Source organism: Vibrio sp. 10N.247.311.12 (genome assembly GCF_041467515.1).
Taxonomy (GTDB): domain Bacteria; phylum Pseudomonadota; class Gammaproteobacteria; order Enterobacterales; family Vibrionaceae; genus Vibrio; species Vibrio crassostreae_C.
The window spans coordinates 160,188-175,710 of record NZ_JBFSUV010000002.1 but is presented as its reverse complement, the minus strand read 5'-3'; the positions used below and the strand labels follow the sequence as shown (position 1 = coordinate 175,710).

Sequence of the window (15,523 nt, the reverse complement as noted above, 5' to 3'; positions counted from 1 at the left end):
GCGTCCCTGTTAGTAGCGAATTTTCGGGTCAATAAGCGCTAGCAAAATATCAACGATTGCGTTGAACAAGATGAATAGGAAACCAATCAAGATGGTTACACCCATTACTAGCGAGTAGTCACGGTTAAACGCGGCGTTAACAAACAGCTTACCGATACCTGGTAGGCCGAAGATGGTTTCAACAACAACTGAACCTGTGATGATACCTACGAACGCAGGTCCCATGTAAGAAACAACAGGTAGCATTGCTGGCTTAAGTGCATGTTTTAGAATGATATAACGGTAGCTTAGACCTTTTGCACGCGCAGTTCGGATAAAGTTACTGTTTAGCGTTTCAATCATGCTACCGCGAGTAATACGAGCAAAGGTTGCTACGTAAAGAAGAGACATCGCGATAACAGGCAGCACGATGTACATGAATGTACCGCCATGCCAACCACCTGCTGGGAATATGTTCCAGTGCAGGGAGAAAAGGTAAATAAGCGCCGGTGCCAACACGAAAGATGGCATTACCACCCCGAGCATGGCGGTCGACATTATGGTGTAGTCGACCCAGGTGTTGTGCTTCAAGGCAGCAATCGTCCCGACAGTGACCCCCATCAATAGTGTGAAGATAAAGGCAACGAAACCTACCTTCGCAGATACTGGAAGTGCAACCGCGATCAGCTCATTTACTGTGTAATCTTGGTACTTAAACGAGGGGCCGAAGTCACCTTGTAAGATATTTGTCAAATACGTGGTGTATTGTTCAAATACTGGTTTATCTAAGCCGTATTTAGCTTCGATGTTAGCCATAACTTCTGGCGGTAATGGACGTTCGCTTGAAAACGGGTTACCCGGTGCGAAACGCATGAGAAAGAAAGATATAGTGATCAACACCAACATGGTTGGAATCGCTTCAAATATCCGTTTCATAATGAATTTAAGCATAAACTCACTCTTTCAGTCTGTGACAATTAAAATTAGAAAGACGCTACATGCGCGCCCTGCGCATGTAGTGCCTGTATCGTTATAGTTATATTAACTTTTTAGAATCGAAGCTTATTATTGAGCTTTGATGTATAGGTCTTTCGAGAAGATCTTGTCTTCCGCGTTGTTGATTGGGAAACCACCAACATGCGGGTTAAGTAGACGAGATTTAACGTATTGGTAGATAGGAGCGATTGGCATGTCGTTTGCCATTAGCGCCTCAGCTTCTAGGTAAAGTGCTTTACGCTCTTCTTCTGAAGTTGAGTTAAGTGCTTTATCGATGATCTGGTCGTAAGCCGCGCTGTCGTAGTGAACACCACCGGTAGTGTTGTTACTCTTCATTAGCGTTAGGAACGAAGACGCTTCATTGTAGTCACCACACCAACCAGCACGTGCTACTTCGAAGTCACCAGAATCTTTAGAAGATAGGTACGTTTTCCACTCTTGGTTCTCAAGTGTTACAGAAAGACCCAGTGTTTTCTTCCACATAGAACCTAGCGCTACAGCAATCTTCTTGTGGTTCTCTGAAGTGTTGTAAAGCAGGTTGAATTTAAGTGGGTTGTCTTTACCGTAACCCGCTTCTTCAAGAAGACGCTCTGCTTCTGCGTTACGCTCTTTCTGAGACATCTTGCCGTAAGCAGGTAGCTCAGGATCGAAGCCAGCTGTGATTTCAGGCGTTAGGAAATACGCAGGTTTTTGACCTTGCGCTAGGATAGCACCTGTTACGATATCACGGTCGATCGCGTAAGAGATTGCTTGACGAACACGAACGTCATCAAACGGTGCTTTCTTCGTGTTGAAGATGTAGTAGTAAGTACATAGGTTACCCGCTACAGATACATCTTCAGCGTGCTCTTTTTGAAGGCGCTTGAAGTGCTCAGTTGGCAGTTCGTTTGTGAAGTCGATTTCACCAGATAGGAAACGGTTCATTTCCGCTACTTGGTTTTCGATTGGTAGGAACGTTACTTTGTTAAGAACTGTTTTATCGTTGTCCCAGTACTGTTCGTTACGCTTGAGTACTAGACGCTCGTTAACAACCCATTTATCAACAGAGAATGCACCGTTGCCAACAAAGTGCTCTGGCTTAGTCCACTGGTCACCGTATTTTTCAACAGTTGCCTGGTGTACTGGCTTCATTGTTGTGTGGCCCATCATCATTACGAAGTATGGTACCGCTGTTTCTAATTCAACAACTAGAGTGTTTGCATCCACTGCTTTAACGCCTAGTTCACTCTTGTCTTTCTTACCCGCTACGATATCTTTCGCATTCGCCATCTTGGTGTATTCCATGTACCAAGCGTATGGAGAAGCCGTTGCAGGATCAACTGCACGTTGCCAGCTGTATACAAAATCTTGAGCTGTTACAGGATCGCCGTTAGACCATTTTGCGTCTTTGCGTAGGTGGAAAGTGAATGTTTTGTTGTCTGTCGTTTCCCAGCTTTCCGCAACACCAGGGATAGTGTTGCCGTCGCCGTCTTGGTTCACTAGACCTTCTAGAAGATCACGAATTACGTGAGATTCTGGTACACCTTGAGATTTGTGTGGGTCGATAGTTGCAACTTCAGTACCGTTACCGCGAACAAGTTCCTGAACTTTTGCCAGTTCTGTGCCTGCTGGAACTTCAGCAGCGATAGAAAGAGTAGAAGAGGCAGCCACTGCCAAACCAGCACCTAGAAGAAGGGCCTGAGTGATTTTATTCTTGTACATTTAATAAACTCCAAGTTTTATGTATTGCATCCATGACTTCTTTGCTTGGTTCACTGAACGGCAGTGATTTAGATTTATTTAGCTCAAAATTTAAGCATAAAAATCTAAAACCTTACAAAGATTGAGGCACACACTATCAACCATTGAAGTAATTTGCCACAAACAAGTCGCAAAAAATCGGATAATTCTCCGAATTACTCAAGGTAACAGTGTAAATCTCTAATAAAAACCTAATGAATAGTGAGTTACACATAGGGATTAATTAAAAAACAGCCTTTAGTGTTGATGTATCTGTATTGATACTTTTTTTTAGCATCTTATGCTAGAACACGGTCAGCAAATTAACATTAATGCCACATGAAATCTAATTGCACATCACATATCCCCTAAATAGACTCCACTATTTGTGAGGATTATCACTTTATACAAAACAGCATAATGCACTGCACCAAAACAGATTTAGAAATGCACCAAGACAGGCAAAATCACGTACCGAATTTATATGCAACTTGAATGATTAACCATTTATTAATACACCACTTATTTATAAATAGCTTTGTAGCACGAACAAAAAAACCGACTTTAATAGTCGGCTTTTAATATTCGTTCTGAAGGTGAGTAACCTTGGGTGATTATTTTTCCCAACGCTCTGCAGCTTTCGCGTCTGAGTCTCGAGAGTCAACCCAACGAGTTGCTTCAGTGGTGCGTTCCTTCTTCCAAAACGGCGCTTTGGTTTTTAGGAAATCCATCACAAACTCACAGGCTTCAAAGGCCGCACCGCGGTGTGCACTGGATACACCAACGTAAACAATCTGGTCACCGATATCTAGGTCACCAACACGATGGATAACTCGCATCTTTTGGATTGGCCAGCGTGCCTCAGCTTGATCACAGATCTCGCTCAGTGATTTTTCTGTCATACCTGGATAGTGCTCCAGAGACAAACCAATCACATTGTCGCCAAGGTTCATGTCGCGAACTTTACCAACGAACGTCACAATCGCTCCGGCAGCTGTACCTTGAGCCAAGTAGTCGTATTCGTCGCCTACCGAGAAGTCCTCAGCTGTCACTAATACTCTTGGATCCATGCTTAGCCTCCAGTCACTGGTGGGAAGAAAGCCACTTCGTCGCCGTCTTTCACTTCAGCTGTCAGAGGTACGATTGATTGGTTAAGTGCAGCCAGAAGCTTCCCCTCTTCCAATGCGATATCCCATTTGCCTTCTTGTGTCACAAGATGACTACGAATCGCTTCAATCGTCTTAAATTGTGCATCAACTTCAACGCTGTCCACACCAACAAGTTCACGAGTTTGAGCAAAGAAAAGTACTGTAATCATGACTCCACCTTAAAGTGACCAGATTTACCACCTGTCTTCTCTAGCAGGCGCACGTTTTCGATAACAATGTCTTTCTGAACAGCTTTACACATATCGTAAATCGTTAACGCAGCCACAGAAGCAGCCGTTAGCGCTTCCATCTCTACGCCCGTCTTACCCGCAAGCTTACAAACAGATTCGATGCGAACCTTGTTTTCAGACTCGATAGCTTCAAGCTGCACTTCTACTTTAGTTAATAGCAGAGGGTGACACAGGGGAATCAGATCCCACGTCTTCTTCGCCGCTTGAATACCCGCAATACGTGCCGTTGCGAAAACATCACCTTTATGGTGGCTACCAGAGACAATCAGCTCTAGCGTTTCTGCCGACATTTGAACGAAGGCTTCCGCTCTCGCTTCACGTACTGTTTCCGCTTTAGCCGATACATCGACCATGTTTGCTTCGCCAGACGCGTTAATGTGTGTAAATTGGCTCATACTCAAACCGCCTTATACAGAAAGGTGTGGCATGAAGTTACAAGGACGGTGGCTAGCATCCATCTGTTGCTTGATGATCTTAGTCCAACCGGTGCGGCAAGCGCCTGTAGAACCTGGCATCGCAAAGATAACCGTGTGGTTAGCAAAACCCGCAATCGCACGAGATTGAATTGTCGAAGTACCGATCTCTTCGTAAGATACTTGACGGAATAGCTCACCAAAGCCTTCTACTTCTTTGTCGAACAGTGGCTTAAGCGCTTCAGGCGTGCTGTCACGAGAAGTGAAACCAGTACCACCCGTGATCATGATAGCTTGTACGCTTTCATCAGCGATCCATTTAGATACGATCGCACGGATCTTGTACATGTCATCAATAACGATTTGCTTATCAACCACGTTGTGACCCGCTTCTTTAGCATGCTCTGCTAGGTAACCGCCTGAAGTGTCGTTTTCTTCTGTACGAGTATCTGAAACCGTTAGTACTGCGATGTTTGCTGCTTGGAATTTGCTTTCTGCGTGACCCATTTGTTCACCTATATAAATTTTTCATTAGACTGATTCGCCCAGCCTGAAGAAGCTGAGCGATAAAATGCTTTAGAGTGTGTAGCGGGTTAACCGCCGATTGACGCCAAGTTTGGAGTCATGCCGCTGTTGCCATCGTGTAAGAAGTGGCTAACGGACTTGGTTTGAAGCTGAGCCTGAATTCGATCAATGAGTTCTTGCTCTTGTTGATCTTCTTGAATCAGATCTCTCAGTTCAACACCATGGTCGCCAAACAGACATAAGTGAAGTTTACCGGTCGCAGAAACGCGCAGTCGGTTACAACTCTCACAAAAGTCTTTCTCGTAAGGCATGATCAAACCGATTTCACCCTTGTAGTCTGGGTGGACAAACACTTGCGCCGGGCCATCGTTAACGGCTTTGACTTTTAACAGCCAACCATTAGCAATAAGCTGGTTGCGAATCGCAACGCCAGACACATGATGTTTATCGAACAACTCGTCCATCTCGCCGGTTTTCATCAGCTCGATAAAACGTAATTGAATAGGTTTGTCTTTGATCCAATTAAGGAAGGCTGGTAATTCCTGACTATTGAGGTCTTTCATTAATACGACGTTGACTTTGACTTGTTCAAAGCCAACCTCAAACGCTTTATCAATGCCTCGCATAACCTCAGTAAACTTATTCTCACCAGTGATCTGATGGAACATGCGCGAATCTAAACTATCCACGCTCACGTTTATATGGGTTAAACCAGCATCACGCCATTGCCCTACTTGTTTCTCCATGCGGTAGCCATTCGTTGTGGTGGCTACTTTTTCGATGCCTGGAGTAGAAGCAACGGTATGTATGATTTCAGGAAAGTCTTTACGCAGACTCGGCTCTCCGCCTGTAATGCGGATCTTTGAGGTACCACAATCTGCAAACGCTTTAACAACGCGTTTGATCTCGGGAACACTTAAAAAAGACGAGTTTTTTTGCCCTGACGGTTTGTAACCATCTGGTAAGCAGTAAGTACATTTAAAGTTACAGACGTCTGTAACCGACAAGCGCAAGTAATAAAACTTGCGATGGAATCTATCTTCGAATTGTTGCGCCACGGAACACCTTTCCAAACACGGGAGGCATAATCATTTCCAATTAAGCCCTTGTGACAACATGTCACTGGCTCTTGATGCGTATCGGTACAGCAAATACCACTGTGCGACTTAGCATGCGAGAGCTCGGAGTTATGGCAACTGAGCGTTATATTCACACGCGCAGTAGCTGAGTAATAAAATACTTAATATTTGTACGTGAATCTAGCTCTGATGGTAAAAAACGGGTCACATCGGCAAAAAAAAACGTATCAAACGCTCAAAATAACTCTTGTTGAGTATATAGCGAGAAGCATTTAACCTAAATTATAGTTGGTAATAACCTAACAAGAACAATAAATGAATATTTACTCTTCAAAGAAAGTCGTAGCAATCGGCGGTGGCCATGGCTTAGGTCGCATGTTAGCTGCATTAAAAGACTTTGGTAACAACGCAACTGGCATTGTTGCAACGACAGATAACGGCGGTTCCACCGGACGTATTAGAGATTGCCAAGGTGGCATCGCATGGGGAGATACACGCAACTGTATCAACCAATTAATCACAGAGCCTTCAATCAGTTCGATGATGTTCGAATACCGCTTTCGTGGTCAAGGTGAGCTAGACGGTCATAACTTGGGTAACCTAATGCTGACGGCGTTAGACAACCTTTCCGTTCGCCCATTGGAAGCAATTAACCTGATTCGAAATATGCTCAAGGTCGATGTCAATATCGTGCCGATGACTGAGCATCCTTCAGACCTCACGGCTCTATCAATGGACGGCCGCTGGGTTACCGGCGAAACCAACGTTGATGACATGACGGAAAAGCTGCGCATGATGGACTTGTCTCCAGAAGTGCCAGCAACCAAAGAAGCCGTTGCTGCCGTTGAGCAAGCAGACTGCATTGTCCTTGGCCCTGGAAGCTTTTTAACCAGTGTGATGCCCCCTCTTCTCCTTCCAGAGATTGGCAAAGCAATCTCTGAGAACACCAAGGCAAAAGTTATCTTCGTTGAAAACCTTTCACCAGAGCACGGTCCCGCAGGGAAAATGACGCTTCAAGAGCAATTGGAGTGGTGTGAACGTACCTGTAAGGCAAGGAAAATAGACATCGTGTTAGGCAATGAACCTCACCCGGAACTAGAAGTGCAATGGAATTGTGTGACCACAGATCTTGCATCGGCAAACCGAGATTGGCGACACGACCGTGTGAAGCTTCAACAAGCCATTGAAGCCCAGTTGGCGTAGCCATAGGTTCAAGCGACAAACAACAAAAAAGGAGCATGCTGCTCCTTTTTTAATCTCAGTAATAACTCGCTGTTTTAAAGGTCCGTCATCAACTGCTGATATTCAGTGTACGTCGATAACAGGAGGTCTTGCATATCTTGAAAATCAATCTCGGTTACAGGCAACGCTTGCTTCACTTTTGCGTCTAAGCTAATCGCAAAACTACACAAAGAATCCGCACCAAAGCTTGCTGCGCTGCTCTTAAGCGCATGACTGATATCAGCCAAGTACTTAGAGGTATCCGACTCTTTATTTATCTCTAGGTGTTCGTAGTAGCCTTTCAACTCACCTAAAAAGATTTCCAGTAAAACCGGGACATTCTCTTGGCCTATTTCGCCGGCAAGCTCATCAACTTTTTGCTGATTTAATACTTTCGTCATTATTATTTTCTTATTGTTTGTTGATTACTGCTTCGCATTCCACGTTTGCAACTTACGGTATATCGTCGATGGACTGACATCTAAGAAACCTGCCGCACGAGGGATGTTGCCATCACACGCTTTAATGGCCTGCTCGATAGCCGTTTTCTCAGTGATCCACAATGGGAAAATATCTTTTACCGTGATGTCTTCATTCTGCTTCTCTTTCAATCGCAGACTGTTTTCAATCGGTTGGTTCAACGGTGGTGGAAGCATGTTGAGAGTAATCTCTTTGCCGTTATTCAAAACCACCACGTTCCGCAACACGTTTTGTAGCTGACGAACGTTACCCGGCCACTCATATTGATTAAAGCGATCAAGTACTTCCTGAGCAAAACGTACAAACGCCTTCCCCTCCTCGACCGACATATAGCCTAGCAGAGAATACGCGATCTCGATGACATCTTCACCACGCTCACGCAATGGCGGCAAGTGCAATGGAATCACGTATAAACGATAGTATAAATCTTCTCTAAAGCGACCTTCTTGTACTTCTTTCCAAGGGTCACGGTTGGTCGCACACACAAAACGAACGTCGACACTCTTCATCTTCGAAGAGCCGACTTTTTGGAAAGTACCGGTTTGGATAAAGCGCAGCAGCTTGGTTTGCAGCTCTAAGTCCATTTCGCACAGTTCATCAAGGAACAGTGTTCCACCATCAGCAAGCTCAGCAGCACCTTGGCGATCGGTCGCAGCACCGGTAAAGGCACCTTTAACGTGGCCAAACAGCTCACTTTCAATCAGGTCTTTAGGGATAGCGGCACAGTTAATCGCGATGAACGGCTTATCGCCACGCTTACTCGCCGCATGAATGGCTTCTGCACATACCTCTTTACCGGTACCACTTTCACCAGTAATGAAAATGCTCGCCTTACTCGATGCAGCAGAATCGATAGTTCGGTAAACCTGCTGCATGGTTTGGCTGCTGCCGATAAAACCTTGGTAGTTCTGGTTTCCCGGGTGTTCCGAGCTATTTTTAAGTTTGGTGGCTTTGCGGATCGCATTATTCACCGTAATACGGAGTCGGTCGGCTTCACACGGTTTGATAAGGAAATCTTGAGAGCCATGACGCATCGCTTCTACAGCGGTATCGATAGAGCCGTGAGCCGTCATGAAGATAACTGGAACTTCAGGGTATTTTTGTTTTACAGCAAATAGTACGTCCATACCCGTCATATCAGGCAGACGTAGATCTAATAAAATAAGGTCTGGGATTCGATGATTCAAACTCTCGATTGCATCGCGGCCAGTGCCGACAATGTTGATATCAATTTCGAGCGGTGTAAGATACGAGCGATATAAAGCTGCTACCGAAGCGGTATCCTCTACCATCAACAAATACTTCGATTTGTTATCTAGCGTTTTTGATTGCATATCCTAGCCATTTATAATTTGCATTTCTTATTATAGTCGCATTCCGCTTTGCATTATGCAAATTAGCCACAGTATTTGTAGTGTGTTTTTTTACTTGCTTCAAACAATCAATGTTTTATCTATCTGGCACGAACGATGCAACGGTATAAATGACCTTCGGGTCACCTAGCCAACTGACGTTGTTAGTGGACCGATTGTTCACAAACGTAAGCCAGTAGAACATTTACTACTGGCTGTTTTTTTGTCTGAAACACTCTCAATTCTTGTGTTGAGGGGGATCAATTCTCGAGCGAAAAGTGAGATTAGCTGTTAGTAATAAACTGCTTTCTTAACTGATCAATTTCATCACGCTTCTGTGCGGCCAATTCAAATTCCAGATTCTGAGCATGCTGATACATCGCAGATTCTAGCTTGCTGATCTCTTTATCAAGCTGTTGCGGCGTAAGTACTGCATAACTTTCAGAAGGCTCTGCCACCTTAGATAGTGGAACTTGTTTCGATTGGCGCTGCTGCTTCGACTTGGTTAGATCACCCAGTTCCATAATGTCTTTGATATTGCGTTTCAACGCTTGCGGAGTGATGCCTTGCTCTTCGTTGTAGGCTTGCTGTTTCTCGCGACGACGATCGGTTTCATCAATCGCTTTTCTCATCGACTTAGTAATCGAATCACCATAAAGGATTGCTCGACCTTCCAAGTTACGAGCAGCACGACCAATGGTTTGAATCAGAGAACGCTCAGAACGCAAGAAGCCCTCTTTATCTGCATCAAGAATCGCCACCAGCGACACTTCAGGCATATCCAAACCTTCACGAAGTAAGTTAATGCCCACTAACACATCGAACTTGCCCAAACGTAGGTCTCGGATGATCTCTACACGCTCAACGGTATCGATATCCGAGTGCAAGTAACGCACTTTAACGCCGTGCTCACTTAGGTATTCGGTTAAGTCTTCTGCCATTCTCTTGGTCAACGTGGTAACCAAAACACGCTCTTCTTTCACTGAACGGATTCTGATTTCAGACAGCAAGTCATCCACCTGCGTCGCGACAGGTCTTACTTCGATGATTGGGTCTAACAGACCAGTAGGACGTACCACTTGATCAGCAATCTCGCCATCTGATTTTTCAATCTCGTAATTACCTGGTGTTGCCGACACAAAAATCGTTTGTGGGGCTATAGACTCAAATTCTTCAAACTTCATTGGGCGGTTATCCAATGCAGAAGGCAGTCTAAAACCAAACTCGACCAAGGTTTCTTTACGAGAACGGTCACCTTTATACATCGCACCAATTTGCGGCACAGTCACGTGTGACTCATCGATGATCAGCAAACCATCATCAGGCAGGTAGTCAAATAACGTTGGCGGCGCTTCCCCTTCCGCACGGCCGCTCAAGTATCGTGAATAGTTTTCGATACCGGAACAGAAGCCAAGCTCAGTCATCATCTCAATATCAAACTGAGTTCTTTGAGAGATACGCTGCTCTTCCAAAAGCTTATTGTTGTCTTTTAAGTATTGAGCACGATCGCGCAGTTCGTCCTTGATGTTCTCAATCGCCTCAAGGATTTTTTCTCTTGGCGTTACATAGTGAGTTTTTGGATAAACCGTAAAGCGCGGCAAGTCTCTTTGTTTCACCGCACCAGTCAGAGGATCAAAAATACTAATACAGTCCACTTCGTCATCGAACATCTCAATTCGAACCGCATCTTGGTCAGATTCAGCCGGAAAGATATCAATCACCTCACCACGAACACGGAACTGACCACGTTCAAAGGCGACATCGTTTCTTGAATATTGCAGCTCAGCCAATCGACGCAGGATGTCTCGCTGATCCATCACCTCGCCACGACTCAAATGAAGCATCATCTTCAAATAAGACTTAGGATCACCCAGACCGTAGATAGCCGACACAGAAGCCACAATGATGGCGTCTTTTCGTTCTAATAAGGCTTTGGTTGCCGAAAGCCTCATTTGTTCGATATGAGCGTTCACAGACGCATCTTTCTCGATGAACGTGTCCGTGGTTGGAACGTAGGCTTCAGGTTGGTAGTAATCGTAGTAAGAAACGAAATACTCAACGGCATTGTTTGGAAAGAAAGATTTCATCTCACCGTAAAGTTGAGCCGCCAATGTCTTGTTAGGCGCTAACAGAATCGCAGGTCTTTGAGATTGGGAAATGACGTTGGCAAGGGTAAAGGTTTTACCTGAGCCCGTTACCCCTAGTAGAGTTTGATGTGCCAAACCAGAATCTAATCCGTCTAGTAATTTGGTTATCGCTGTCGGCTGATCACCGGACGGGCTGTAGTCCGATACCAAGTCAAAGAGTTTACTCATAGGTCGCCATTTCCATACTGTTTTTTTAATCAGGTCATTGTCACTCTAGGAGGAGTGTCGTTGCAACAATTATCTAGAGAAATGCATCTTAAGATCAGAGATCAGTTATAGCTTTTATTTTTAGAACTTGGTATTATCCGTGCCCTGCAAAGTTTCCCCAGCTAAATTACTCGAATTTTAATCCACTACTTTTCCCCAAAAAACCTAAAAATACCGCTTGTTTTACTGTTCGTTTTATAATCTACAAAAGTTATACAATTGCGACATTTTGCTATAAATCTTTTAAATACATTACGTTAGATAAGGTTTTTACATTTTTCGATTTATCCCGATTATTGTTGTTAAAGTTTCACACACACACTTATCCACAATTTTGGTGGATAACTAAAGCAAAGCTAAATCCTATAAGGCGTTCAAGAAAGTAAAGTTTTTTATCTTACTTTTTTCTGATATTTTTTATTGACAGAAATCCGGACAATTATTAGAATTCGCGTCGCTAACAAGCAATTCCCCTTTAGTTCAGTTGGTAGAACGGCGGACTGTTAATCCGTATGTCGCAAGTTCAAGTCTTGCAAGGGGAGCCAAATTCAGAAAAAAGCTCAATCGAAAGATTGGGCTTTTTTCGTATATAGCTGCGACTAACTTGTTCCAAGTTAATGTCACAAACCTAGCCGCCCGCGTTCAAGTCTCGACAAGGGGGCCAAATTTAAAGAAGCCGCATCACTCGATGCGGCTTTTTGCGTTTTAGTGCTTTGGGCTCGTATTTTACTCGCCTCTTTCACTCCTCTTTTTGATAGTTCTTAGCACAAAAAGCCACAAATATGACCCTATTCGTAGGAAGCAAATCGAGTTCAATTCAAGAATGATCTTATGAAAGATCCAATTCAACTACTCCTACAAACTTGTCTCACGAAGTAAAAATTGGCCGTCTATACTTACGGTAACTTTAATAATCAATCGATTACCTGATGTTTTTTTCACCAAGTGTCTAAATCCCTAGTGATCCTTGGTTGTTATTAGGTGAGCAAAGCAGGATAATATCGGGATCGGAATCTCAAGAATTAATCCATTATGACCGAATACCTTTTGTTGTTGGTTGGCACAGTGCTGGTCAATAACTTTGTGCTAGTGAAGTTTTTAGGACTATGTCCATTTATGGGAGTCTCCAAGAAACTGGAGACTGCGATTGGCATGGGCCTCGCGACGACTTTCGTTCTAACGTTAGCGTCGGTCTCTGCATACCTAGTAGAAACCTACATCCTTACCCCTCTGGGTATTGAATACCTGCGTACCATGAGTTTCATCTTGGTTATCGCGGTGGTTGTTCAATTTACGGAAATGGTCGTTCACAAAACTAGCCCGACTCTTTATCGCCTGCTGGGTATCTTTCTGCCTCTTATCACCACCAACTGTGCGGTATTAGGTGTGGCACTTCTGAACATCAATGAAAACCACAACTTCATTCAGTCGATCATCTATGGTTTCGGCGCAGCGGTGGGTTTCTCTCTTGTATTAATCCTATTTGCTGCAATGCGTGAACGTATTGCGGTTGCTGATGTTCCAATGCCATTCAAAGGCGCATCGATTGCGATGATCACAGCAGGCTTAATGTCTTTGGCATTTATGGGCTTTACTGGGTTGGTGAAATAAGCATGAGTACCATTTTAATTGCGATCATTGCGCTAGCCGTTTTAGCCGCTGTTTTTGGCGCTATTTTGGGCTTTGCTTCTATCCGCTTTAAAGTTGAAGCCGATCCTATCGTCGATCAAATCGACACCATCTTACCGCAAACTCAATGTGGCCAGTGTGGCTACCCTGGCTGTCGCCCATACGCAGAGGCGATCGCTAACGGAGACAAGATCAACAAATGTCCTCCGGGCGGCCAAGCAACCATTGAGAAGCTAGCAGATTTAATGGGCGTAGAAGTTGAAGACTCCGCTCATGACTTAGATAACAAAGTAAAAACCGTTGCCTTCATTCACGAAGATATGTGTATCGGCTGTACCAAGTGTATTCAAGCCTGCCCTGTTGACGCCATTGTTGGTGGCACCAAGGCACTGCACACAGTAATTAAAGATGAATGTACAGGTTGTGATCTATGTGTCGCACCGTGCCCTACTGACTGTATTGAAATGATTCCAGTGGCAACAACGACTGAAAATTGGAAATGGCAGATGAACATCATCCCTTTTACTGATATCACTAACCAAGCGACTGATGCGACTGCGTCAGAGCCTAAAGCATAGGGTTAGTATGATCTCTTTAATTGAACAAATTCGCACGGGCTCTATTTGGAACTTCCCTGGTGGCGTGCACCCTGCTGAAAACAAGAAACAGTCGAATACTACTGATATCGTCCATGCAAGGCTTCCAGAAGAAATCGTTCTTCCTGTGAAACAGCACATCGGTAAGCTGGGGAACCTATTGGTTGCTGCTGGCGACACTGTGTTAAAAGGTCAGCAACTTACGGCCTTAGACACAGGTTTTACTTTGCCAGTACACGCACCAACATCGGGTGTGATTACCGCTATCGAACCGCGAACTACCGCTCACCCTTCAGGCTTGAGCGAAATATGCGTGGTTATTAAACCTGATGGCCTAGACACTTGGATTGAAAAAAATCCAGTTGAAGATTTTTCGACAAAGACTTCTGACGAACTGCTTGATGTGATTCGCCAAGCTGGTATTTCAGGCATGGGCGGCGCAGGTTTCCCTACGGCTAAGAAGCTTCAATCAGGCTTAGGTCGTACCGACATTTTGATCGTCAACGCTGCGGAATGTGAACCTTACATCACCTCTGATGACAAGTTGCTTCAAGAACATGCCGACGAAGTATTAAACGGCATCGAAGTGGTTGAACACATTCTTCAACCAAAGCTGACGGTTATCGGCATTGAAGACAACAAACCAGATGCGATAAAAGCACTTGAGATTGCAGCGAAAGACAAAGATATCGTCATTCGCGTTATCCCAACCAAATACCCTTCTGGTGGTGAGAAGCAACTTATCAAGATCCTCACCAACAAAGAGGTTCCAGCTGGCGGCATTCCTGCAGACATTGGTGTTTTGGTTCAGAACGTCGGCTCTCTTTACTCGATTAAGCGAGCGGTAATTGACGGCGAACCTGTGGTTAACCGCGTTGTGACATTAACCGGTAAAACCTTTAAGCAACCTCGTAACGTTTGGGCGCTATTAGGCACACCAGTACATGAGTTACTTGAAGAGTTTGGCTACAAAGCAGATAAAAAACTGCCGCGTTTAATTTTGGGCGGCCCGATGATGGGCTTTACCTTGCCGCATGCCAATGTGCCAATCACCAAAACGTCGAACTGTATTTTGGCGCCAACGCGTCGTGAGATCTCACCAAGCACTTACGAGATGGAATGTATCCGTTGCAGCGCATGTGCTGAAGCTTGCCCTGCGTCTCTACTTCCTCAACAACTGCAATGGCACGCCAAAGCCAACGAGTTGGATAAGTGTGAAGAGCTAAATATTAAAGACTGTATTGAATGTGGTGCATGTGCATTTGTCTGCCCAAGCGAAATCCCTCTTGTTCAGTACTATCGCCAAGCAAAAGCTGAAATCAAAACTCGAAAAGATGAAGCCGCTGCTGCAGAACGCGCCAAGATTCGTTTTGAAGAGAAGAACGCTCGTATGGAGCGTGATAAAGCCGAACGTGAAAACCGCTTTAAAAAAGCCGCAGATAACCGCCGTAAAGATATGAAAACATCCGGCGGTGATGATGCTATTGCTGCTGCGATTGCTCGTGTTAAAGCACAAAAAGCCGCTGCGGATCAGGCTCCGAATGAAGAACCAGCAGTGAAACCTGCGGTTGCTGCCGCTATTGCGAAGGCAAAAGCGAAACAAGCTGCAGCTCAAAAAGCGGAAGGCGCTGAACCAGACAACTCTGAAATGTCTAAACTGCGTGAAGAGCGCAAGCGTCAAGCGAGAGAGCGCAAGGCACAACAAGCAGCAGCCGATACTCCTGCAGAAAGCTCAGGCGATACGAAGAAAGACGCCGTTGCTGCTGCGATTGCTCGCGCTA

At 44.7% G+C, this 15,523-nt stretch carries 14 protein-coding genes, 1 tRNA gene and 1 riboswitch; of the genes, 5 read left to right on the top strand and 10 right to left on the bottom strand.

Annotated elements, in window-relative coordinates:
* Positions 1 to 9: 9 nt before the first annotated feature.
* From oppB to moaA, 7 genes are all read right to left on the bottom strand, one after another.
* Complete coding sequence (gene oppB, locus AB6E30_RS01975; protein WP_017062174.1) at positions 10 to 930, bottom strand: oligopeptide ABC transporter permease OppB; 921 nt, start codon at positions 928 to 930, stop codon at positions 10 to 12.
* Positions 931 to 1,044: 114 nt separating this feature from the next.
* Positions 1,045 to 2,676 carry an ABC transporter substrate-binding protein gene (locus AB6E30_RS01970; protein WP_372102489.1) on the bottom strand — a complete coding sequence of 544 codons (1,632 nt, stop codon included), beginning with the start codon at positions 2,674 to 2,676 and terminating at the stop codon, positions 1,045 to 1,047.
* Between the two features lie 632 nt (positions 2,677 to 3,308).
* The gene (gene moaE / locus AB6E30_RS01965) at positions 3,309 to 3,764 is read right to left on the bottom strand and encodes a molybdopterin synthase catalytic subunit MoaE (protein WP_102332513.1); all 456 of its coding nucleotides are present in this window, start codon (positions 3,762 to 3,764) and stop codon (positions 3,309 to 3,311) included.
* Positions 3,765 to 3,766: 2 nt separating this feature from the next.
* Positions 3,767 to 4,012: a molybdopterin synthase sulfur carrier subunit gene (gene moaD / locus AB6E30_RS01960; RefSeq protein WP_017063465.1), complete on the bottom strand. Its 246-nt coding sequence runs from the start codon at positions 4,010 to 4,012 to the stop codon at positions 3,767 to 3,769.
* Positions 4,009 to 4,488 (bottom strand): cyclic pyranopterin monophosphate synthase MoaC, encoded by a 480-nt coding sequence (moaC, locus tag AB6E30_RS01955; RefSeq protein WP_004734026.1) that lies wholly within the window; start codon positions 4,486 to 4,488, stop codon positions 4,009 to 4,011. Before moaC ends, moaD begins: the two co-directional genes overlap by 4 nt.
* A 12-nt stretch (positions 4,489 to 4,500) precedes the next feature.
* Entirely contained in the window at positions 4,501 to 5,013 is a 513-nt protein-coding gene (moaB, locus tag AB6E30_RS01950; protein ID WP_004734027.1) for a molybdenum cofactor biosynthesis protein B, read from the bottom strand.
* Positions 5,014 to 5,099: 86 nt separating this feature from the next.
* A complete protein-coding gene (gene moaA / locus AB6E30_RS01945) occupies positions 5,100 to 6,089 on the bottom strand; it encodes a GTP 3',8-cyclase MoaA (protein WP_009848642.1) in 990 nt (329 codons plus the stop codon).
* Positions 6,078 to 6,230, bottom strand: a riboswitch (molybdenum cofactor riboswitch). (Overlaps the previous gene by 12 nt.)
* A gap of 195 nt (positions 6,231 to 6,425) precedes the next feature.
* On the opposite strand from moaA, the gene AB6E30_RS01940 reads away from it, so the two are divergent.
* Complete coding sequence (locus tag AB6E30_RS01940) at positions 6,426 to 7,313, top strand: YvcK family protein (RefSeq protein WP_017062178.1); 888 nt, start codon at positions 6,426 to 6,428, stop codon at positions 7,311 to 7,313.
* A 74-nt stretch (positions 7,314 to 7,387) separates the two neighbouring features.
* On the opposite strand, the gene luxU is transcribed toward AB6E30_RS01940, so the two are convergent.
* The 3 genes from luxU to uvrB all read right to left on the bottom strand — a co-directional run bounded on the left by luxU (position 7,388) and on the right by uvrB (position 11,478).
* Positions 7,388 to 7,732, bottom strand: coding sequence for a quorum-sensing phosphorelay protein LuxU (gene luxU / locus AB6E30_RS01935; RefSeq protein WP_017062179.1), 345 nt, complete (start codon positions 7,730 to 7,732; stop codon positions 7,388 to 7,390).
* 24 nt (positions 7,733 to 7,756) lie between these two features.
* Complete coding sequence (luxO, locus tag AB6E30_RS01930; RefSeq protein ID WP_004734031.1) at positions 7,757 to 9,145, bottom strand: quorum-sensing sigma-54 dependent transcriptional regulator LuxO; 1,389 nt, start codon at positions 9,143 to 9,145, stop codon at positions 7,757 to 7,759.
* Positions 9,146 to 9,447: 302 nt separating this feature from the next.
* On the bottom strand, positions 9,448 to 11,478 hold the full coding sequence (gene uvrB, locus AB6E30_RS01925) for an excinuclease ABC subunit UvrB (RefSeq protein WP_017066592.1): 2,031 nt from the start codon (positions 11,476 to 11,478) through the stop codon (positions 9,448 to 9,450).
* 508 nt (positions 11,479 to 11,986) lie between these two features.
* Here uvrB and AB6E30_RS01920 point away from each other — a divergent pair.
* The 4 genes from AB6E30_RS01920 to rsxC all read left to right on the top strand — a co-directional run.
* Positions 11,987 to 12,062: transfer RNA gene (locus tag AB6E30_RS01920), tRNA-Asn, on the top strand.
* 487 nt (positions 12,063 to 12,549) lie between these two features.
* A complete protein-coding gene (rsxA, locus tag AB6E30_RS01915) occupies positions 12,550 to 13,128 on the top strand; it encodes an electron transport complex subunit RsxA (protein ID WP_004734039.1) in 579 nt (192 codons plus the stop codon).
* Between the two features lie 2 nt (positions 13,129 to 13,130).
* The gene (rsxB, locus tag AB6E30_RS01910; RefSeq protein ID WP_102398539.1) at positions 13,131 to 13,724 is read left to right on the top strand and encodes an electron transport complex subunit RsxB; all 594 of its coding nucleotides are present in this window, start codon (positions 13,131 to 13,133) and stop codon (positions 13,722 to 13,724) included.
* 7 nt (positions 13,725 to 13,731) lie between these two features.
* Positions 13,732 to 15,523: electron transport complex subunit RsxC (rsxC, locus tag AB6E30_RS01905; RefSeq protein WP_372102487.1), on the top strand; the 1,792-nt coding region annotated here is incomplete at its 3' end.